Genomic DNA, 19,962 nt, shown 5'->3' with positions numbered 1-19,962 from the left:
CGAATGGATCGTGCGCAATTCCCCGGTGCCGATCGGCACCGTGCCGCTATACCAGGCGCTGGAAAAGGTCGGCGGCGTTGCCGAGGATCTGAGCTGGGAGGTCTATCGCGACACGCTGATCGAGCAGGCCGAGCAGGGCGTCGACTACTTCACCATCCATGCCGGCGTGCGGCTGCATTACATCCCGCTGACGGTCGACCGGGTTACCGGCATCGTCTCTCGCGGCGGCTCGATCATGGCGAAATGGTGCCTGCACCATCACCGCGAAAGCTTCCTCTATGAGCATTTCGAGGAAATCTGCGACATAGCCAGAGCCTATGACGTCTCCTTCTCGCTCGGCGACGGCCTTCGTCCCGGCTCGATCGCCGATGCCAATGACCAAGCCCAATTCGCCGAGCTGGAGACGCTTGGCGAATTGACGAAGGTCGCCTGGGCGAAAGACTGCCAGGTGATGATCGAAGGCCCCGGCCATGTTCCCATGCACAAGATCAAGCAGAACATGGACAAGCAGCTCGCCGTCTGCGGCGAGGCGCCTTTCTACACACTCGGACCGCTGACGACGGACATAGCGCCGGGCTACGACCACATCACGTCCGGCATCGGCGCCGCCATGATCGGCTGGTTCGGCACGGCCATGCTCTGCTACGTGACGCCGAAGGAACATCTCGGCCTGCCGGATCGCAATGACGTCAAGACCGGCGTGATCACCTACAAGATCGCGGCGCACGCAGCGGATCTCGCCAAGGGACACCCAGCGGCGAAGATCCGTGACGACGCGCTTTCGCGGGCAAGGTTCGAGTTCCGCTGGGAAGACCAGTTCAACCTGTCGCTCGATCCCGAGACGGCGCGCTCGCTCCACGACGAGACCTTGCCCAAGGAAGCGCATAAGCTGGCGCATTTCTGCTCGATGTGCGGGCCGAAATTCTGCTCCATGCGCATTTCCCACGACATTCGCGCGGAAGCGCAGAAGGAGGGGATGGCGGCGATGGCGGAGAAATATCGCGCGGGCGGCGATCTCTATATGCCGGTCGAAGCGACCGGGGCGGAAGAACAGGCTTTGGCGCAGAAAGATCGGGAGACGCGCTGAGTCATGCGCCGCGTCCTTGTCAAAGGCGCCGGTGTGGCAGGCCTCACCGTCGCCCATGAATTGGCCGCGCGGGGTGCGTCGGTCACGGTCGCCGAAATTCGGAGCCAGATTGGCGGTAACGCTTCCTGGCTCGCCGGCGGCATGCTCGCCCCCTGGTGCGAACGCGAGAGCGCCGAAGAGGCGGTCGTCACGCTCGGCAAAGCTTCGGCCGACTGGTGGGAAAGGACGCTGCCCGGGCTCGTGACAAGGGCCGGCACGCTCGTTGTCGCCCATGCGCGCGACGCCTACGAGCTTGCCCGCTTTGCGGCTCGCACGCGCAATTGTGAGTCCGTCGCCGAAGAGGCGCTTGCTGCCCTCGAGCCCGACCTTGCCGGTCGCTTTCGCCAGGGCCTGTTCTTTGCAGGCGAAGCCCATCTCGATCCCCGTCGGGCTCTCGAAACCCTCGCCGGCAAGCTGAGCGCGATGGGCGTCGTCTTCCTCTTCGAGGCGGGCGAAATTGCCCGTTCCGACTTCGATCAGGTGATCGACTGCACGGGCATCGCGCGAGGCGACGACGACTTGCGCGGCGTGCGCGGTGAAATGCTGCTCCTCCGCACGCGTGAGGTCTCGCTTGCCCGGCCGGTGCGCATGCTCCATCCGCGTCATCCGATCTATGTCGTGCCGCGGGCCGACTATCACTTCATGGTCGGCGCGACCATGATCGAAAGCGACCATGACGGGCCGATCACCGCCCGCTCGCTGATGGAGCTCCTCAACGCGGCCTACGCACTGCATCCGGCGTTCGGTGAGGCCGAAATCGTCGAGACGGGCGTGGGCGTGCGTCCCGCCTATCCCGACAATCTGCCGCGGGTGGAGCGTTGGAAGGACGGCACGATCACGATCAACGGCCTTTACCGGCACGGTTTCCTGCTTTCACCTGCCATGGCTCAGCAGGCTGCCAGCTTTCTCTTCAATGCATCTGCCGACAACATCTGCCGGCCTGGAGTCTAAAAATGAAGCTGATCGTTAATGGCGAAGCGCTTGAGGTGGAGGCGACGACGCTCGCCGCCCTTTTGAAGGAGCTCGACTACGAGGGCGGCTGGCTCGCCACCGCGCTCAATGGCGATGTCGTGCCCGCCGCAGCACGCCCTGAATTCCATTTGAGTGACGGCGACCGGATCGAAATCCTGTCGCCCATGCAGGGGGGCTAGCCGATGTTCGATCTTCTCGGAACAAAGTTGGCCTCGCGCCTGCTGCTGGGCACCGCCCAATATCCTTCGCCGGCGATCCTTGCCGAGGCGGTCAAGGCGTCGGGCACCTCGGTGGTGACCGTCTCGCTGCGCCGGGAAATGGCCGGCGGCAGGGCCGGCGAACAATTCTGGTCGCTGATCCGCTCGCTCGGCGTGAGGGTGCTGCCCAACACGGCCGGCTGCCATTCGGTCAAGGAAGCCGTGACGACCGCGAAGATGGCGCGCGAGGTCTTCGACACGTCCTGGATCAAGCTCGAAGTGATCGGCAACCACGACACGCTGCAGCCCGACGTGTTCGGTCTGGTCGAGGCCGCACGCATCCTTTGTGAGGACGGCTTCAGCGTATTCCCCTATACCACCGACGACGTTGTCGTCGCCGAGCGGCTGCTGGAGGCAGGCTGCAAGGTCCTGATGCCGTGGTGCGCGCCAATCGGCTCGGCGCTCGGGCCGGTCAACATCATGGCGCTGCGCTCGATGCGCGGGCATTTCCCCGACGTGCCGTTGATCGTCGATGCGGGCCTCGGACGGCCCTCGCACGCGGCAACCGTGATGGAGCTCGGCTTTGACGCTGTGCTCCTCAACACGGCGGTCGCCAAGGCGGCCGATCCGGTGGGCATGGCGCGCGCTTTCAGCAAGGCGGTCGATGCCGGCCGCGAAGCCTATGGTTCGGGCCTGCTCGAGCCGCGCGACGTCGCCGTACCATCGACGCCTACGATCGGCAGGGCGGTTTTTTCATGAAGCTCGATCCCTTCTACCTTATCGTCGACAGCGCCGCCTGGATCGAGCGGCTGGTGCCGCTCGGCGTCAGGCTGGTGCAACTGCGCATCAAGGACATGGACGAGGACGAGCTGCGCGTGGAGATCCGCAAGGCAAAAGCCCTGTGCGCACGACACGGCTGCCAGCTCATCGTCAACGATCATTGGCGCCTGGCGATCGAGGAGCGCTGCGACTTCGTCCATCTCGGCCAGGAGGATCTGCAGGCCGCCAACCTCCCGGAGATACGGGCGGCCGGCATCAGGCTCGGACTGAGCACCCACGATCATGCCGAACTGGAGACGGCAGTAGCCGCGATGCCCGACTACGTCGCGCTCGGTCCCGTTTATCCGACCATCCTGAAGAAGATGAAATGGGCGCCGCAGGGGCTCGAAAGGGTTCGCGCCTGGAAGGACGCTGTCGCACCCATTCCGCTGGTCGCCATCGGCGGTCTCAATCCCGAGCGGCTTGATGGTGTTTTCGAGGCCGGAGCCGACAGCGCGGCGGTGGTGACGGACATAACGCTGAACTCGGATCCCGAAGCGCGCACCGCGCAATGGATCGAAAAGACGGAGGAATGGCGCTGAGTCAAAACTTGAATGTGCTTGTCGTTGGCGGATCGGACTCCAGCGGGGGTGCCGGAATTGCGCGCGATATCGAAACGATCTCTTCAATCGGCCTGCGCACTTGCGTTGCTGTCACCGCGGTAACGGTGCAGACGCACCACGCCGTCGGGCATATCCGTCACATGCAACCCGGCCTGGTGGCCGATCAAATGCGGGCGGCGTTGCAGGCCAACGCGGTGGCGGCCATCAAAATCGGCATGCTCGCAACTGCGCAGATCATCGCTGCCATCACCGCCGTGCTGCGCGAAAATCCGCGGATACCGGCAATCCTCGATCCGGTGCTGGCTTCCTCGTCGGGCAGGCCGCTGCTGGAATCGAGCGCGATCGACGTCATGAAGCGTGATCTCATGCCGCTTTGCCGCCTGGTCACGCCCAACCTGATTGAGCTGGCGGTGCTGACCGGCTCGGAATTGGCCGCGGGCGACGATGACGCGCTGCGGCAGGAAAGGCGATTGCTTGCGGAAGGGCCGCAGGCGCTGCTCATCAAGGGCGGCCACGCGGAAGGGCCGAGGTCCACAGATATCCTGTTGAGCCGCGGCCGGGAACCGATCCGCTTCGACATGCCCAGGCTTGCCGGATCGATGCGCGGCACCGGCTGTATCCTGGCCAGCGCGATAGCGGGATATCTGGCGACCGGGGATTCGATCGAGAAAGCCGTGCTCCAGGCCAAGCTTCTTGTCTTCGAAAAGATTTCGAAGAACCCCATGTGAGGATCGGGCTCGCAATAGTCGCCCCTGCTTCGCCTCGAAGGATCATGTTTCGCCGGCCGGTGCGTCACACGAAAGCATCTGGCTCCTGACGTCTTTTGTGGCTCTGGTTCCTCGATTGGTGAATGATTTCGGTTCGGCCGACAATAAGCGGCGGGAGCTAGACGTGCAGTCCCCGAGCATGATGGTGCATCGTCAAACCTCAGTCGTCAGGCTGAGGATGCCCTATGGCAAATGTTCTTCACGGCAGCGCCCATACGACGCCGGTTTCGGAGCCGACCGCAATCGCTGTCCTAAACGATACAAAAGTGGCGGCGATCCTTGAGGTTCGCAGAATATGAGCAAGGTGGCGGGCGTATATTGAGCTCCTGAGCTGGCACCAAGGTTGGCAGGCACTCCTGATCAATGATGGCCACCCCCCAGGACTTCCAATCGGATCATATCCTGTATGATGCCGCCTGCCGCTTCCTCGTCGGCCTCAATGCCACTGACTAGGATACCGTCAGACTGAACTGTCGTTGCCCTCCGCACCGCGCGCCAATAGCGGCCCGCTCGGAACTGGCACCCTTCCTCAGCATCGCGCGCCCATGCCGACTTAGTTTTGCTCATTTCCCGTATCAATAGGTGGACTCATTGATCGATCCCGATGACGCCGCCAGCCCGAAGTCGCAAAATCCAGCGTTCGAAGGAACCTAGGTTTCAAGTTCACGCCTGAGCGACGACTGCGCAGACCTGCAGAGAGAGACAATTGGACGAGCACAACCCCAAGGAAGAACCGATCGAGACCGTATTCCGGAACGGCACGATCACCGTCGTCGGCATATTGCTGGCGTTTTCGCTGGGTTTCGTCACACATTGGGCGGCAAACCCGGTTCCGTGGCGACTTTACGACCTGTTCGCAGTGGTCCCAATCCTGGTCGGCATAGCCTCGCAGATGCGGGCGCTGTCGCTGTTGCTCGACATCAGCTCGCTGCGACGCCACGTCTACGAACGGGCCAACCGCATTTTCATGGCCGGCCTCATCCTGACTGCATGCGGCGTCGGGCTGGCAATTCTGCTTGACGTCGTCGAAGTGGCGTCTATGGGCACGCTGCCTGGAGCGTAACGAAGGCACCACCATCAAGCGCTTTCACGCCTTATGCGTTCATCTCAGCGCGGTTGCGACTGCTGGCCCGATCTTGTCGAGCACGTCTTCAAAATCCAAAAGCCGCAGGCCCGTACCACGATCGATGCGCTTCGAAGCAAGGGTGTTTTTGGCATTCTTCCATCCCTACCATGTTGCCCCATTGGTTTGAAACTATGCGACGGTGCCCCATTGGTTTGAAACCATGCGGCATGGCCCATCTTGACCGGCATCTCGGCAAGCAGGAATTGCAACAGTTTCTTCAAAGAAAATCATAGACTCTTAGCAACCCGAAATCGCTGAGAATGGTAGGCTTATCTCAACGTCTCAGGTCAGCCAGAGGACTCAAAACCGCGGTTCTTCCCATTCTGCGACTGCCGAACCGCACGAAACCTATGACTAGACGTGAATATAGCAAGAAGAGTTGCCGTCGTGGGTTGCTCCAACTCAATCACTGCTGGTTCAAAACAATACATACGTGGAAATAAGTACGTATCCTCGCGATCTCGAAAGTGTACGGTCTGTGATATAAGCAACGAGACAATATCGGTTCGAAAGTTGCTGGTCTGCGGAGAACGCCCAATGACAAATTCAGTGCAACGAGTGTCCATTCTTTCCATGGGGCTTGATGCAGAACAATGATGACACTGGTCGGTCGCCTACGGGCGGCAGCGCATTTTGATCGTCTTCGAATCCTGGGCCTTTGCGCGCATGCGAATCTAACGGTCTGCGAGCTGGCAGACATTTTGGGACTGCGTCGCGATCGCGTTGTGCGACACGTCCGGCTACTCGCCAAAGCCGACTTTCTTTGCTGCGACGAACAGCGCCCGTGGCGCTCCTACCAACTCAAAACAGGAGATAAGGACGACGGTCTGGTCCAATTGCTAGTCGATCTCCTGCCCCACTGCGATGGCCATCATGAACGAGACCTACAACGACTCGAAGCGATACAAAACGAGCAGCCGAAGGGGACAGCCTGCTTGATCGTGAAATAGATCGACCCAATTGGAGCGCGAGCCCATGATGGATAACTCTGCCGAGCGCGCCATCGCGCAGCCCGACACTTACGGACGCTCTTCCTTAGCCTCGGTTGATAGCTGCGTTCACGAACTGCTCCTGAGACAAGAGCGACAGGAGCGCACGACGCTCAAACTGATCGCTTCTGAAAACTTTGCCTCCTCGGCAGTGCTCGAAGCGACCGGGTCGATTTTCACAAACAAATACGCCGAGGGGTACCCGGGTGCGCGCTACTATGCGGGAAACGAGATCGTCGATGAGCTTGAGAACCTCGCCATCGAGCGCTTGAAGATACTATTTGGAAGCGAACACGCCAACGTCCAGCCCTATTCCGGCTCGCCGGCCAATCAGGCTGTCTATCGCGCGCTTTTGAAGCCCTGCGACAAAGTCATGGGCTTGCCCATTCCGGAAGGGGGTCATCTGACCCATGGTTGGGCTATCAACTTTTCCGGAACCGACTACCGACGAGTCCCCTATGGGCTACACGATAAGACTCAGCAAATTGACTATGACCTCTTGCGCGAGACAGCTAAGCGGGAACGGCCGCGGCTCATTTGGATCGGCGGAACTGCTTATCCGCGTGTCTTTGACTACGCGGCAATGGCAGAAATTGCTCTGGAGGCGAACGCCTATCTCGTGGCCGACATTGCGCACATCAGCGGCCTGATTGCGGCAGGAGCGCATCCGAATCCCGTCCGCCATTGCGACGTCGTCAGCAGCACCTCTCATAAGTCGATCCGCGGCCCCCGTGGTGGCTTCATTTTGTCGAGGAATGAGGACCGTTATCAGGCGCTCTATCATCCGAAGAGCAAATACAATCTCGCCAGGCGGATTGATCGCGCGGTCTTCCCTCACCTGCAAGGCGGGCCACATATGAATGTTATCGCTGCGCTAGCAGTCGCCTTACAGGAAGCGGCGATCCCGGCATTTCGTATCTACGGGCAACAGACTGTCAAGAATGCCAAGGCTCTGGCCCAGGCGCTGCTTGAGCGAGGTTATGACCTGGTTACCGGGGGGACCGACAATCACATGCTCATCCTTGACCTGCGCGATCGACCACTGTCGGGCAAGGCCTACGCCGAGCGACTATCAAAGGCGGGCATCATTACGAACTTCAATATGGTGCCGGGGGATCCGCGGGATCCGGCGGTTACAAGCGGAATACGTTTGGGGTCGCCAGCAGTCACGTCAATGGGCATGCGCGAGGGGGAAATGATGCAAATCGCTGCCTTTATTGACCTGGTCTGTCGCCAGCCCAACAATCCGGATGTTCATGCTAGCGTGCGAAAAGACGTTGCCGAGTTATGCGCTGCATTCGAGGTCCCGGGCATCACCGACAGGTAAAGCGGGCTAAGCAAAATGCCCTATGCAGACTCCAACACCCGAAGCGAGGCATTTCATGGCTAGGCAGTTCGTTTTCTCTTCCGAATCGGTTGGCGCGGGACACCCGGATAAGCTCGCCGACAACATCTCGGACGCAATCCTCGACGCAGTGTTGCGCTTCGATCCGAAGGCGCGCGTCGCTTGTGAAGCCCTGGTGAAGACATGTGAAGCCTTGGTGAAGACAGGAACCGTCGTTCTGGCTGGCGAGATTACAAGCGATGTGACGGTCGACTACGGCCAAGTGGCCCGCGATACGATTGTTGATATTGGATACGACGATGAGGCGGTTGGCTTTGACGGCCGGCGTTGCTCCGTCATTCATGCCCTCACCGAGCAGTCGCCCGACATCAGCCAAGGGGTTGACGAGGGTCGAGGGCAGGATCTCGAACAGGGAGCGGGAGATCAGGGGCTCATGTTCGGCTATGCATGCCGCGAGACCGATACTTTGATGCCGTTGCCGATCCAACTCGCCCACGGCTTGACGAAAAGGCAGGCAGATGTCCGCAAGGCCGGACAGCTAAGCTGGTTGCGCCCTGACGTGAAATCCCAAGTCTCCGTGCGTTATGAGGGATTGCGCCCCGTCGCCCTGGATACCATCGTCGTGTCGACGCAACACAATGAGCAGGTCTCGCAAGAGACAGTTCGCGAGGGCGTCATTGAGGAAATAATAAAGCCGGTCCTGCCGACCGACCTGGACACGGAAGGCATCAGAATTCTGGTCAATCCAACGGGACGGTTCGTGGTCGGGGGCCCCCGCGGCGACTGCGGCCTTACCGGACGCAAGATCATCGTCGATTCCTATGGCGGAATGGGACGTCACGGCGGCGGCGCCTTTTCAGGCAAGGACCCATCCAAGGTTGACCGCTCGGCAGCCTATGCCGCCCGATATGTTGCGAAGAATGTGGTGGCCAGCGGACTTGCGGATGTCTGTGAGGTGCAGCTTGCTTACGCGATCGGCGTGGCCAATCCGGTTTCCGTCATGGTCAATACTTTCGGGACAGCAAGGGTCGAGGAAAGAAGGATCGAGCAGCTCATTCCTGAGTTGTTCGATCTCAAACCGAAGGGCATTATCAAGATGCTTGATCTGTTACGCCCGATTTACCGCAAGACTGCGACCTATGGTCATTTCGGTCGCGAAGAGCCCGAGTTTACCTGGGAGAGGACTGACAGAGCCGACGACTTGCGGCGCGAGGCAGGGCTCGCCGCACCTTGAAATCCGGCGCCAAAAGCACGCGCAACACCCTTCTATGAGCAGACTTCGGGCCGCCCGGCATGGAAGAAAGCCGGGGCCGGTTGGCGACTAAGAAAGCCATTGATGGTGAAATGTGACCTGCTTTAAATCGGCGATGCCATTGTCGAAATCATCGCGCACGACGCGGACTTCCCCGAAAAGCTTGCATTGGCAAGTCGCGATGACCCTCGGTCGACACTCTGCGCGCCGAGCTGCTGATTTGTGAGCGTCTCGATGCAGCCCGCATCTGACCTGCCTCGGTGCTCGTGACGTTTACGCTGATTTTGCAACGCTCTTTGCCGTGGCAAGTTGCCGCCACAACACTGACGCATAGTCTGTCGCCTCGGGCAGCCAACTCACCCAAGGGTCTTTCCCGACCATTTAGGAAACGGATACGTCTCATCCAAACAATCGATTTTACCAATCCAGGAGAACCCCGCATAGTCCGCTCCCGCGATGCCCCGCGTACCGACGCAATAATCACCGCTGAATGCGCACGAAAAGCAAATTGCATGACCGCTTCGTGCAATTGGTACTTTCTGCGCGGATACAAATTCGGGTGCCGACCTCGAATTTATCGGGCCGTGCCGGAGATCTACTAACGATTGGATTCGCCCTGATGACGAAAATGACTGCCTCGATGTTCCGACCTGAAGCTCGCGCAGCTTGAACGATTCGCCGGAGCAAACAAATGCAAATTCTCGATTTTAATCATATATCGCAGATCTTCGTGGATTCGCTCGAGCTGGTGGTGGTCTTCGCCACCATCTGCGCCGCGCTGGAGTTCACCTTCCCGGCCTATCGATACAGTCTTGCCTCATACGCTCGCGGCGTGCGGAATTGGCTTATTCGTCTCGGATTGGGTGCCTTTATCTGGCACTTCTTCGCTGTTGGTCTGGCCTGGCTAGGAGTAAAGCCGCTGGTAACGATCAATTTCGCAACGTTGCTCCACTCTGACAACGCAATCGCCAGCAGTGGATTGGCGGTCCTTTCCGGGGTTTTAGTCGCGATTGCTGGCGATTTCTTTTACTATTGGATGCACCGCGCTCAGCATGCTGTTCCATTCCTCTGGCGGCTTCACGCTACGCACCACTCGATCCGCGAATTGACGGCATGGAATTGCAATCATCACATCTCCGAACCACTCGTTTACGCAGCGCTGGTAGCACTGCCACTCGCTCTGATCCATTTTGAATCTGGCGTGGTGCCCATCGTTGCCATGACGCTGATTACGTTCCAGGCCCATCTTTCGCACTCTAGTACCCGCATCAATCTTGGGCCGCTTCGATACATCATTGGCGACAACAAATTCCACCGCATCCACCACTCGATGGAAGCGCATCACCGGCACCGAAACTACGGGTTTTTCACAACTCTCTGGGATACGATTTTTCTAACGGCGTACTGGCCAAAAAAGAATGAGTGGCCGGAGGTTGGCATGCGAAACCAGCCCGAGCCGCTGACCGTGCGGGATTACATTATGTTCCCATTCGATCGACGTCGCTGGCGTAAACCCAAAGTCGGAAATGCTGTGGAGGCCAGGGATTAGACGACTGGAGGCTTACGCCTCGTGTGTGACTGTCGAGGCCAGAAAGCCATTGATGAATGCATATCTGGAGCATCCCACAGACGCTCGACAAGCCGCCACCTAACAAGGACTGTTGCGCCGGAGCGGCAGCAGAGTAGGGAATTTTCCTATCGCGCTGCCGCGTTGGCGAGATTGACCGGAAATGGTCGCGCCACTCGTCTCAACCGGGACAAGAAAAACACCATCCGATCCCAATCCCGCCACGGGAGGCGGTCGTCACCGGCTTTTGATTTACCCATAAGCGGCGGCCAAGCTCAACCCAATTCGATATCGGTCAGGCGCGTCAGCCCTCGGCACATGACGATGTTGCCGGGCGGCGGATCGCGCGTGCGGTTGAGGTAGCCGCCGAGCCTGGCGATTTTGTTGGTGTACACGCCAAGCCCCGCGGCGATCCCTGATTTGACCGCGTGTCGGGGTATGAGCCGGTCGAGGATTCTGACCTCGAGCGACGTGAGCCAATTCGGGCGGCGCTTCGGGCGCAGCGCGGCTGCTCATGGTGACCCAAAAGACGCGCCAGCAAGGATGCAGAACACGGCCAGCCACATTCCGGTGTTCGCAGTTTAACCTCTTCGTCGCGGCATCCCGACTTCATTGACTTGTGGAAGACTTCGATCTTCCACCGCAGGGCGTACCAGGAGAGCCTTTCGATCGCCTGCTCAGCGGAGCGAACCGGCAGGTTTGTGACCAGTCGCCATTCCACTGGATCGCGATCCGTCGGTTGCTCGCGTTCACGGGCGTGAATGTAGGTCAGCGTGAGCGGCGGATATCGCTTTTGCTTTCCGATTGGAGGCAGGAAGCCCGCGCCAGGGCCGCCAAAACTGTCACAAGTGGCGCGATCGAGGCCGCCGTGCCTCTGTTGGTGGATGAGGGCCGGTAAACAGTTATCAGGCGCCAGGCCATGGTCCACAAGAACCTTGGCTGGAGTGGGCCAGATCAAGTCCGGTCGCGTCGTCGCCAGCGGGTATCGTCAAGAACTGCGCAGCCGACAGCGCCGCGATCACCTCGCTATGGTCACCGGTTCCTGCAGATGTGCGGCCCCTCTCTGGTGCAGCCTGCCGCCTCCACGTGGGCGTCTGACTAGGAGAAGGATCAGGTCGAAGTCAGGTCGGGTTGGTGCGCGAGCTCTTCTTCACCCAACCTGCTCTTGAAGACTTGTTGGGAATGAACGCCTAGCTGCAAGTGCGTCGGCTAGGCGAGGCCAAGGCACACCGTACTGTCAATAACCTGAGCACGATCTGGCCCCTGTTCGAGTAGGAGCACGGCAAATTGGTCGAGTAGTGTTCACAAGGGGTCGAAGATCTGCAGCTCGCGCCGATCCATCAAATGCTGGATGCAATCGACAGCGGCTGGCGACGGTCGAGATCAAGGCCGATGGGGATCGGTTCGCCATACGTCGGGGCGGCACCGTCGTTTCCAAGCACGGTTATGCGGCGTGGCAATGACGGTGAGGGTGCGGCGTCAATGTGGATGAGGTGCGCCAGGCCAAGCTGGCGCGTTTCAGCCGGTGCGAGTCAGGGCAATCCATTTGCTCTGCCTACAACGGCGCACCCACCCTAGGCTTTGGCGGCCGTTCGCGTCCCATGAACATAGCACTCACGGTGAGGAGCCCCGTGTCACACCGCCGGCGAGTAAGAAGTTGCAACAGATACTTCCGAGTAAATTTACAAATGTTTACGCCTTCGGATTTCTGACGCTGGTAGCCTCACCGCAAACGTCTGAGGACAAGCACGCGTGCTGGGCCGACGCTTGTTTACATCGCCGCATAAAACGCAACCAAGGTTGAAAGCCCAATGACAAGAAGAACGCTCATCCTGGTTGAAGGCACAAGGAGCAATGGACTGCTGTACGTCAAAGCGGCCCAGTGCCTTGGCCTTCATCCAATTACCCTGTCGGCCGATCCAACTCAGCACGACTATCTTGCGGCGGAAGGCCTTGAGGCAATCCGAGTCGATACAGATAATCTTGACGCGCTGATCCGCGAGTGTTCCCGGCTGCGTACGAGCTATACCATTGCTGGCATTACGACCGCCGACGAACTGGCCTATGCGACCGTTGGCAAGCTGTGCCGGTTTTTCAGTCTGCCCGGACCGAACCCCTCATCCATCGAAAGATGCTGCGACAAGTTCATTCAACGTGAGCTTCTCAAGCAGGCCGGCGTTAAAATGCCCGCTTATTGCGTGACAGAGAATGCGTCGGACGTAGAACGCGCCGCCGCGGATCTCGGCCTGCCGGTGGTTCTAAAACCGGCCGCAGGCGTCGGCAGCATTGGTGTCCGATTGTGCCGCAATGCAGATGAGCTGGCCGAACATACGGCCTACCTGCTGGGAGGGAAGCACAAATGGCGGTCTTCGCCTCGGGTGCTCGTCGAGGAATTCATACAAGGCAGCCAGTATAGCGTCGACACAATGGGAGATGAGATCATTGCGGTTGGCGCCGCCAACTTCGCCCCTCCTCCACATTTTGTAGTTCGGGAGAGCATATTTCCGGCCGCTGTAAGTGATCGTCAGTATCACCAGCTAGCCGACGCTTCGTTAAGCTGCTTGCGCGCTCTCGGGCTCACCTGGGGGCCCGCCAATATCGAATTCCGATGGACTAAGCATGGCCCAATGCTCATTGAAGTCAATCCGCGTCTTCCAGGTTGGACCACTCCTCGGCAGGTTCAGCTGGCCTATGGTATCGATCTCGTCAGCGAGCACATCAAGCTCGTCATCGGTGACGACTGGGATTTGCGCAGAAAGCATTCGCAGAATGCCATCGCTCGGTTCCTAGTTCCCGATGTCGATGGCACGCTCGATTGGATCCATGGGGACAGTGTGGCAGCTACCGTACCAGGTGTCGCCGAGGTGAAATTGTATGTCAAACCCAGGACGCCTATCGTCAGGAAGGGAGATTACCGAGACATGATCGGCCATGTCATCGCTTGCTCACCGACACTCGCCGAGACTGACGCGACACTGCGGCGTGCGATCGACTTAATTGATTGGTCGATCACTCCATTTTCGAGCGAACCGGCACAATCAGCGGTCTGGGCCTCCTCAGGTGGAGCATGATCAACGCGAGTACTGGTGCAATCAAGGGCACGACACCGGTGCCTTTTTTTGCGGGGCAAACCAAGATCAAGCCGCATGTCCGCAAACGACCCGACGAATATCTTTGTGACGGGAACGTCGCCGCACAGACCGAATTCTCAAAAGCTAGTCGAGCTGGTCATGCCGCAACCGCTGTTTGAAAAGATCGCCTTGATTGGCATCGGCCTGATCGGCTCTTCGCTGGCGCGCATTATCTACCGCGAGAAGCTGGCCAGCAACACTGCCCTTGCAACCCGTAGCGCCGAGACTTTGAAGCGCGCCGAAGAGCTGAAGCTCGGCGATAGCTACACGACCGTTGCGAAGGAGGCGGTGCGCGGGGCCGACCTCGTAATCGTCTCAGTGCCCGTCGGCTCCTCCGGTGCCGTAGCAGAGACTATCGCACCGGCGCTAATGAGGGGCGCTATCCTGACCGATGTTGGCTCCGCCAAGGCTTCCGTAATCGCTCAAATGCAGCCTTTCGTGCCGGCGGGTGTACATTTCATTCCCGGTCATCCTCTGGCGGGCACAGAGGAGTCAGGGCCTGATGCAGGTTTTGCTGAACTGTTCGAGAACCGTTGGTGCATCTTCACGCCGCTGCCTGGCACCGATCCCACCGCGATAGAAAAGCTTTCCGAATTCTGGCGCCGCTGTGGCTCCGAAATCGTGACAATGACCCCTCAATATCATGACATGACGCTAGCGCTCGTGTCCCACTTGCCGCACATCATCGCCTATAACATCGTCGGCACGGCGGATGACCTGGAAATGGTCACAGAAGGCGAGGTCATCAAGTATTCAGCCTCTGGCTTTCGCGATTTCACTCGGCTAGCGGCTTCCGATCCCACCATGTGGCGCGACGTGTGTTTGCACAATCGGGACGCGATTCTTGAAATGCTGGCGCGCTTTTCCGAGGATCTTGCATGTCTTCAGCGCGCGATCCGCTGGGGCGAAGGGGACAAGCTGTTGGATCTCTTCACCCGCACGCGCGCTATCCGGCGCTCGATCGTTAAGGCGGGTCTGGATATCGACGCGCCCGATTTCGGTCGCCAGGCTTTGCGCAAACTCCATCTAACTTAGGACGACTTTATGCTCCGCGAGGTAGAGTACAGCTTTGCCGCCTTGCCGAGCAACTAAATCCGGCTGTCGAGCAGCGCCTGAGCCGCCATTTGCTGAGGAACACCTTCGGCGGCTCCCGATCCTCTCGTGGGATGGCGTAATGTAATCGGCGCAGATCTCTCCCGGCAGATGTTCGGGAGCATGGGCGAGCAGGTTGAGTGCTTGTACATCTTGGATTGGCACGCCGTCCAAAAGAGCGGCCGTTTCGCGTTCCAACCAAGTGCCATCGACGATGAGAAACTCAGGCCGGGCCGACAAGACAGTCGAGAATAGCCGGCCGGGACGCCGTGCCTTGCCGCCCTTTTCTTGTCCACGATCAAGATCGTTGGCCGTCGCGAGCATGGCGATGGCCAGGGCAGCGATATGGAGCTCCTTGCGGTCGAGCCTGACACGAATCCTCGTCCCATCGAGCATCGGCGCCCAATCGGCTAGCGGGCATCCCGGCTTCCCAGTTGCCTTGCGCTAAGTCCCGCTGACGAGCACCGCTCCAGGAGTGCCGTCATCACCACCTCGCCGCGCCGCCCCATGGAACCTCAGGTCCTGTGCGCTACTCTGGTCAGCATTCGCGCGGCTTCCGATCTCATCCCTCGGGCAAATCGTCCAACCAGCAGGCGCCCTCCACGTTGGGTCGAGAAAAGATCTTTCCGATCTTTTCTGGATTCTTGTTTTGATGATATCGCATATATACGCGGTCATCGGACCCAAGATCGAGTAGCTCGATCTTTCCAGTGTAGTGGGACATGATATACTTGAATGTCTTTTGGATTCCGCTGAGACGTTGATTGATGCCGTGCGCTATGTTTAGTCCCCGGCGCAGTGTAACCTGAAAATGCGATGCGCCTTTCACGGGCCTGCCCTGAAAGAGATAATACGGGCGGATACCGATTTGGTGACATTTCGCGAAGGTCGCAGCCAAGATCTGGGGATCATCGTTGACCTTCGCGAGAAGCACCGACTGGTTAAGGAACTGCACGCCCTGTGCTTGCAATGAGCGAATATTGCGAACCGCATCGGCCGAGATTTCACCAATATGGTCGAAATGCGTTACGATTACTACGGCTTTACCTGCTTCATGTATCCTTTGGAACAGAGCTGGAAGAGCAGGGTCTTCGAACCGCTTGGGCTGATAGGCGGCCATTTTTGTGCCAAATCGAACTGATTCCAAGTGAGGGATCGGCAGCAGATGATCGAGAATGCCATCGAGCTGGTCCGTGGTGAGCACGAACGGGTCGCCCCCCGAAAGCAGCACGTTCGTCATCTCAGGATGGCGGCTAATATATTGCGCAACCTGAGCGAAATCAGCCGAGATTTCGCCAGAATCCTTGCCAACTATGCGTTTTCGGAAGCAAAAACGGCAATACGACGCGCAGCGGTCTGTTACCAGTAACAACCCGGTCTGAGCGTACTTGTGCTGAAGTCCGGGGAGCACAGTGTTGTCTTGCTCGCCGCTGGTATCCAGATTGCCGAGACTCCCGAACTCCCGCAAGGAGGGCTCGACGATGTGTCTAAGCTGATCGTAGTAACCACTGTTGACGATCTGTTCACGATAGAATTTTGTGACGTGATAGCGGGTGATGCCCTTGGCTTGCAGCTCACGCTCAGTAACGATATGCGTACCCTCTATAAATTTCATAGCGCGGGGCCACACGTCTGAATTGCTGGGTCATGATTGCTGCATGTGAGGTGCTGGCGAGGTGGCCGGCTCGCGATAGTTCGGGCTCTGGTCCTTCTTGAAACGCGCGATCGCCTCTGGATCCCGTTCGGGCTCCCCTCCTCAGAAAGCTTGTGAGCGCCCGGATCCTTTGTCCAAGCTGATTCCGTTGAGTTAGATCCCAAAAGGTGCTGTTCCCTAGCCAACGTTGGCAGCCAGGGCCTTCCCACGTCAGCAAAGTCAAGCGCGACTTCATGTAGTACGACCGGCTCGCCAAGGATTCGTGGCGGGTAGACAGGTTTGCGCATCGTCTGCGCCCAAAGTGCAGGGGCATTTATCCGCTCCAGCAACTTCTCCAGAGTGAGATTGGCCGACAAATCGATCTGCAGCCCCAGGATGTTGGCGAAACACCGTATCAGCCCCTGGTCCTCGGAGAGTACCCGACTGGCGATCGGCGTGCTTATGATCAACTCCCCCTGACACGGCACCCGTGCCATCACAAGTGCCCAGCCTGCTAACAGGATACCGAACGAGATCGTACGATGACGTCGGCTCAGCGCCTTGAGCTGTCTGGTCAGTGTCTCGTGCAATACGAAGGCGGCGTAGGTGCCGCTATAATCCCACTGCGTGGGCCCCATCACTGGCGCTTCCGCCAGTATTTGAGGCCAATTTCCTGACTGAAGTTTCAGCACCTCGTTCGCTCGCCAAATGCGCTGCCAAACTGAGTCATCTACATACTGCACCGGCAATGAGGCCAGCCTGTTCGCGCGGCCGTGTTGGGCCACGGCATAGAGTTCACTGAACTCGCGGGTGAGGATCTTTGGCAGCCACTCGTCCAAGACCTCATGGTGCATGGTGATAGGCAAAATATGATCGCCCTCCACAATGCGCACTAGCCTTCCGCGGATGAGCGGCTCAGCATCTAGACCGAACGTCGCGTGCGCTTCGTTCCGTATCAAATCCGCGAGCGTGACTCCCAGATCCGCTTCCGCCGCCCGGCTACTTCGTTTCTGTGGCAGACCGACATCTGCCAGCCCGATCTGAAATGGCTCGCAATCCTCGGCCCCAGAGATGGTGCGCGGCAACTCGTGACGAATGGCCAACCCGTACAACGGCGACTGCAGAGGCGCCTTGCCCAGCCCCCCGCGAACACGGAACCTCATCTGCAGGTTAGGAGCCTCACCACCGCGCGCCATCCTCAAAGTTAACCAGAACCGCTGCTGGGGGAATGACGTGGGCATTCGTGACGGAAGCGGCAAAGCCTCAATCGGCTTGAGCGCACGCGTGTGAATCGTTCGAGCAAGTTTCATTTAGTAGCCTCGGCCAGAAACTGCGAGACCCTACGGTCGTAACAGAGCCTCCACCCGGCTTGACGCAATTGGCGTGCCAACAAAAAAGCCGTCGCGATGACGGATATTTGAGACGCCGTGTGTCCAGCTCCAAACATGGACGTCTTCAACCGAACACAGTTGAACACGGCAAGACGGGTCGAATGATGATGTGATGACGTTCGGCGGTCGGACATCGTTCATGCGGAGACTCGGTTGGTCGAGCTACGAGCCGGGCAAATTGCGCAAGCAGGAGAAATGGCAATGGCAGTGCTATGGGAAAGCTGGGCAACCAGCGATGGAATGCGAACAGCGCGCTTAAGCTTCCGGCCAGACGGCACGGGCAGACTGTTCATCCAGGCTCCACGGTTCCATTTCCGTGCGCGAAGCCCTTCAGAAGCCGCGGCCCATTCTCATGTTCTTCTGCTTGAAGCGTTCCCTCGCGGCCGGCGTCGATTCCACTCGAGCTTGGCGATCGCAATTGCTTGCTCCGCCTTGACACATCGACCCTGACGACATCGCGCGCTCCGAATTAGTCAAGTCTCTTCGGGCGACACTCCCGTAATCAAAACGTCGCAACATCTCCAACTAACTTAACAGGATCTTTGCAGCCGCAAATCGCCGAAAATGGTACGCCCCATTTAGTCTGAATTCGGCACGGCTGAAAAAGCCGGTTTACGCTGCCGCAATGTGGGAGTTAGCAGCCAATGGCAAGAAGAGCATTGATCCTGGTTGAAACCAAGTCAAAGGGCCTTGGGCCGCTATACGTGAAAGCTGCCCAGCATCTTGGTCTTCATCCAATTCTCCTGTCAGCTGATCCAGGTCAATACGACTATCTTGCCACGGAAAGCGCTGAGGCAATCGGAGTCGACTCAAACGATCTCAATGCATTGATCAGCGAGTGTTCCAAACTATGTGCAACCCACGATATCGCCGGCATTACCGCCGCGGGAGATTTGTTCTATGCGACAATCGGCAAGCTTTGCCGGCATTTCAATTTACCCGGACCGAACCCCGCATCCGTTGAACGATGCTGCGACAAATTCACTCAACGGAAGCTTCTCGCGGAGGCCGGCGTTCCCACACCTGCCTATCGCTTAGCAACGGACGCAAAGGAGGTACAAAGCTTTGCCGCGGAGATCGGGCTCCCGGTGATTGTTAAACCAGCCGTGGGCACCGGCAGCCGCGGCGTGCGATTGTGCCGCAGCCTCGAAGAGTTAGTCGATCATACGAAGTATCTTTTAAGCGGAGAGCACGTATGGCGGTCCGCGCCTAGGATACTGGTGGAAGAGTTCGCGCAAGGTCCATACTACTGTGCTGAACTAATCGGAGATAAGGTTGTTGAAATTGCCGCCGGTGACTCCGGGTCCCCTCCGTATTTCGTCTTTCGCAAAACCATCGTTCCGGCCCCGCTGAGCGATGGCGATCATCATCACATGACCGATGTTTCGCTGAGCTGTCTGCGAGCTCTCGGCCTTGGCTGGGGTCCAACCTGCATTGAATTCCGATGGACGAACCGTGGCCCGGTGGTCATTGAAGTCAATCCGCGCCTGGGTGGAGTGCCTGATCCTCAACTGTTCCAGCTGGCTTACGGTGTCGATATCGTCACCGAGCACATCAAGCTTGCCATTGGCGAAGAATGCGATTTACGCAGAAAGCATTCGCACGCTGCGGCCGCGCGGTACCTGGTTGCTGACCGCGATGGCATCCTCGAGAGGATCGACGGCGACAGGTTGGCAGCCGCTGTTCCAGGTGTCGCCGAGGTCGAATGGTATATTAAACCCAACGCGCCGATTGTCAGGAAAGGCGATCTCCGAGACATCATAGGATATGTTATCGCCGCTTCGCCCAGCCATGCTCAGACGGAAGCGATACTTCAGCGTGCCGTCGACTTAATAGATTTGTCGATCACACCATTCGACCCCTCATGAACAAACGCAAAACCTGCGGCCCATTAAGGAAAACCAGCACTTGCCCCGGCGCAGCCCGAGGGCACAGTACATGCCGCAAGGGTAGCTCAGCGCCTGAAACGCTGGTTGTTGATCGTGGGTTGAT

At 58.7% G+C, this 19,962-nt stretch carries 17 protein-coding genes; 14 read left to right on the top strand and 3 right to left on the bottom strand.

Annotated features, from left to right (window positions below):
* The 13 genes from thiC to EOA32_RS05665 form a co-directional block, all read left to right on the top strand.
* Nucleotides 1-1,087 (top strand): phosphomethylpyrimidine synthase ThiC (thiC, locus tag EOA32_RS05725; RefSeq protein WP_128371145.1); only part of this gene is annotated, 1,087 nt, incomplete at its 5' end.
* Nucleotides 1,088-1,090: 3 nt separating this feature from the next.
* On the top strand, nt 1,091-2,077 hold the full coding sequence (thiO, locus tag EOA32_RS05720; protein ID WP_128371144.1) for a glycine oxidase ThiO: 987 nt from the start codon (nt 1,091-1,093) through the stop codon (nt 2,075-2,077).
* Between the two features lie 2 nt (nt 2,078-2,079).
* Nucleotides 2,080-2,277, top strand: coding sequence for a sulfur carrier protein ThiS (thiS, locus tag EOA32_RS05715; RefSeq protein WP_128371143.1), 198 nt, complete (start codon nt 2,080-2,082; stop codon nt 2,275-2,277).
* Nucleotides 2,278-2,280: 3 nt separating this feature from the next.
* Nucleotides 2,281-3,054 carry a thiazole synthase gene (locus tag EOA32_RS05710; protein WP_128371142.1) on the top strand — a complete coding sequence of 258 codons (774 nt, stop codon included), beginning with the start codon at nt 2,281-2,283 and terminating at the stop codon, nt 3,052-3,054.
* Nucleotides 3,051-3,656, top strand: a complete 606-nt coding sequence (locus tag EOA32_RS05705) for a thiamine phosphate synthase (protein WP_128371141.1) — start codon at nt 3,051-3,053, stop codon at nt 3,654-3,656. Before EOA32_RS05710 ends, EOA32_RS05705 begins: the two co-directional genes overlap by 4 nt.
* Nucleotides 3,647-4,405: a hydroxymethylpyrimidine/phosphomethylpyrimidine kinase gene (locus EOA32_RS05700; protein ID WP_128371140.1), complete on the top strand. Its 759-nt coding sequence runs from the start codon at nt 3,647-3,649 to the stop codon at nt 4,403-4,405. Before EOA32_RS05705 ends, EOA32_RS05700 begins: the two co-directional genes overlap by 10 nt.
* 745 nt (nt 4,406-5,150) lie before the next feature.
* Complete coding sequence (locus EOA32_RS05695) at nt 5,151-5,507, top strand: hypothetical protein (RefSeq protein WP_128371139.1); 357 nt, start codon at nt 5,151-5,153, stop codon at nt 5,505-5,507.
* A 656-nt stretch (nt 5,508-6,163) separates the two neighbouring features.
* Nucleotides 6,164-6,520, top strand: a complete 357-nt coding sequence (locus EOA32_RS40525; RefSeq protein ID WP_128371138.1) for an ArsR family transcriptional regulator — start codon at nt 6,164-6,166, stop codon at nt 6,518-6,520.
* 28 nt (nt 6,521-6,548) lie between these two features.
* Nucleotides 6,549-7,886, top strand: coding sequence for a serine hydroxymethyltransferase (glyA, locus tag EOA32_RS05685; protein ID WP_128371148.1), 1,338 nt, complete (start codon nt 6,549-6,551; stop codon nt 7,884-7,886).
* 55 nt (nt 7,887-7,941) lie between these two features.
* Nucleotides 7,942-9,138, top strand: coding sequence for a methionine adenosyltransferase (gene metK / locus EOA32_RS05680; protein WP_128371137.1), 1,197 nt, complete (start codon nt 7,942-7,944; stop codon nt 9,136-9,138).
* Between the two features lie 709 nt (nt 9,139-9,847).
* Nucleotides 9,848-10,705 carry a sterol desaturase family protein gene (locus EOA32_RS05675; RefSeq protein WP_128371136.1) on the top strand — a complete coding sequence of 286 codons (858 nt, stop codon included), beginning with the start codon at nt 9,848-9,850 and terminating at the stop codon, nt 10,703-10,705.
* Between the two features lie 1,829 nt (nt 10,706-12,534).
* The gene (locus tag EOA32_RS05670; protein ID WP_128371135.1) at nt 12,535-13,794 is read left to right on the top strand and encodes an acetyl-CoA carboxylase biotin carboxylase subunit family protein; all 1,260 of its coding nucleotides are present in this window, start codon (nt 12,535-12,537) and stop codon (nt 13,792-13,794) included.
* Nucleotides 13,795-13,953: 159 nt separating this feature from the next.
* The gene (locus EOA32_RS05665) at nt 13,954-14,889 is read left to right on the top strand and encodes a prephenate/arogenate dehydrogenase family protein (RefSeq protein WP_189406936.1); all 936 of its coding nucleotides are present in this window, start codon (nt 13,954-13,956) and stop codon (nt 14,887-14,889) included.
* On the opposite strand, the gene EOA32_RS05660 is transcribed toward EOA32_RS05665, so the two are convergent.
* The 3 genes from EOA32_RS05660 to EOA32_RS05650 all read right to left on the bottom strand — a co-directional run bounded on the left by EOA32_RS05660 (nt 14,881) and on the right by EOA32_RS05650 (nt 17,889).
* Nucleotides 14,881-15,342 carry a hypothetical protein gene (locus EOA32_RS05660; protein WP_128371134.1) on the bottom strand — a complete coding sequence of 154 codons (462 nt, stop codon included), beginning with the start codon at nt 15,340-15,342 and terminating at the stop codon, nt 14,881-14,883. The genes EOA32_RS05665 and EOA32_RS05660 overlap by 9 nt on opposite strands.
* 166 nt (nt 15,343-15,508) lie before the next feature.
* Nucleotides 15,509-16,561, bottom strand: coding sequence for a lysine 2,3-aminomutase (locus EOA32_RS05655; RefSeq protein WP_128371133.1), 1,053 nt, complete (start codon nt 16,559-16,561; stop codon nt 15,509-15,511).
* The gene (locus tag EOA32_RS05650; protein WP_128371132.1) at nt 16,558-17,889 is read right to left on the bottom strand and encodes a condensation domain-containing protein; all 1,332 of its coding nucleotides are present in this window, start codon (nt 17,887-17,889) and stop codon (nt 16,558-16,560) included. The genes EOA32_RS05655 and EOA32_RS05650 overlap by 4 nt, the downstream gene beginning before the upstream one ends.
* Before the next feature lie 725 nt (nt 17,890-18,614).
* On the opposite strand from EOA32_RS05650, the gene EOA32_RS05645 reads away from it, so the two are divergent.
* The gene (locus EOA32_RS05645) at nt 18,615-19,838 is read left to right on the top strand and encodes an acetyl-CoA carboxylase biotin carboxylase subunit family protein (protein ID WP_128371131.1); all 1,224 of its coding nucleotides are present in this window, start codon (nt 18,615-18,617) and stop codon (nt 19,836-19,838) included.
* The last annotated feature ends 124 nt before the right edge of the window (nt 19,839-19,962 follow it).

Source organism: Mesorhizobium sp. M1A.F.Ca.ET.072.01.1.1, assembly GCF_004023325.1.
Lineage (GTDB): Bacteria > Pseudomonadota > Alphaproteobacteria > Rhizobiales > Rhizobiaceae > Mesorhizobium.
Note: the sequence above shows the minus strand (reverse complement) of the source record. Positions and strands in the feature narration are given on the sequence as shown.

Bases quoted from the DNA above. Each gene is read 5' to 3' on its own strand.
- thiO (WP_128371144.1), top strand. From the start codon at position 1,091: ATGCGCCGCGTCCTTGTCAAAGGCGCCGGTGTGGCAGGCCTCACCGTC.
- thiS (WP_128371143.1), top strand. From the start codon at position 2,080: ATGAAGCTGATCGTTAATGGCGAAGCGCTTGAGGTGGAGGCGACGACG.
- EOA32_RS05710 (WP_128371142.1), top strand. From the start codon at position 2,281: ATGTTCGATCTTCTCGGAACAAAGTTGGCCTCGCGCCTGCTGCTGGGC.
- EOA32_RS05705 (WP_128371141.1), top strand. From the start codon at position 3,051: ATGAAGCTCGATCCCTTCTACCTTATCGTCGACAGCGCCGCCTGGATC.
- EOA32_RS05700 (WP_128371140.1), top strand. From the start codon at position 3,647: ATGGCGCTGAGTCAAAACTTGAATGTGCTTGTCGTTGGCGGATCGGAC.
- EOA32_RS40525 (WP_128371138.1), top strand. From the start codon at position 6,164: ATGATGACACTGGTCGGTCGCCTACGGGCGGCAGCGCATTTTGATCGT.
- glyA (WP_128371148.1), top strand. From the start codon at position 6,549: ATGGATAACTCTGCCGAGCGCGCCATCGCGCAGCCCGACACTTACGGA.
- metK (WP_128371137.1), top strand. From the start codon at position 7,942: ATGGCTAGGCAGTTCGTTTTCTCTTCCGAATCGGTTGGCGCGGGACAC.
- EOA32_RS05675 (WP_128371136.1), top strand. From the start codon at position 9,848: ATGCAAATTCTCGATTTTAATCATATATCGCAGATCTTCGTGGATTCG.
- EOA32_RS05670 (WP_128371135.1), top strand. From the start codon at position 12,535: ATGACAAGAAGAACGCTCATCCTGGTTGAAGGCACAAGGAGCAATGGA.
- EOA32_RS05665 (WP_189406936.1), top strand. From the start codon at position 13,954: ATGCCGCAACCGCTGTTTGAAAAGATCGCCTTGATTGGCATCGGCCTG.
- EOA32_RS05660 (WP_128371134.1), bottom strand. From the start codon at position 15,342: ATGCTCGATGGGACGAGGATTCGTGTCAGGCTCGACCGCAAGGAGCTC.
- EOA32_RS05655 (WP_128371133.1), bottom strand. From the start codon at position 16,561: ATGAAATTTATAGAGGGTACGCATATCGTTACTGAGCGTGAGCTGCAA.
- EOA32_RS05650 (WP_128371132.1), bottom strand. From the start codon at position 17,889: ATGAAACTTGCTCGAACGATTCACACGCGTGCGCTCAAGCCGATTGAG.
- EOA32_RS05645 (WP_128371131.1), top strand. From the start codon at position 18,615: ATGGCAAGAAGAGCATTGATCCTGGTTGAAACCAAGTCAAAGGGCCTT.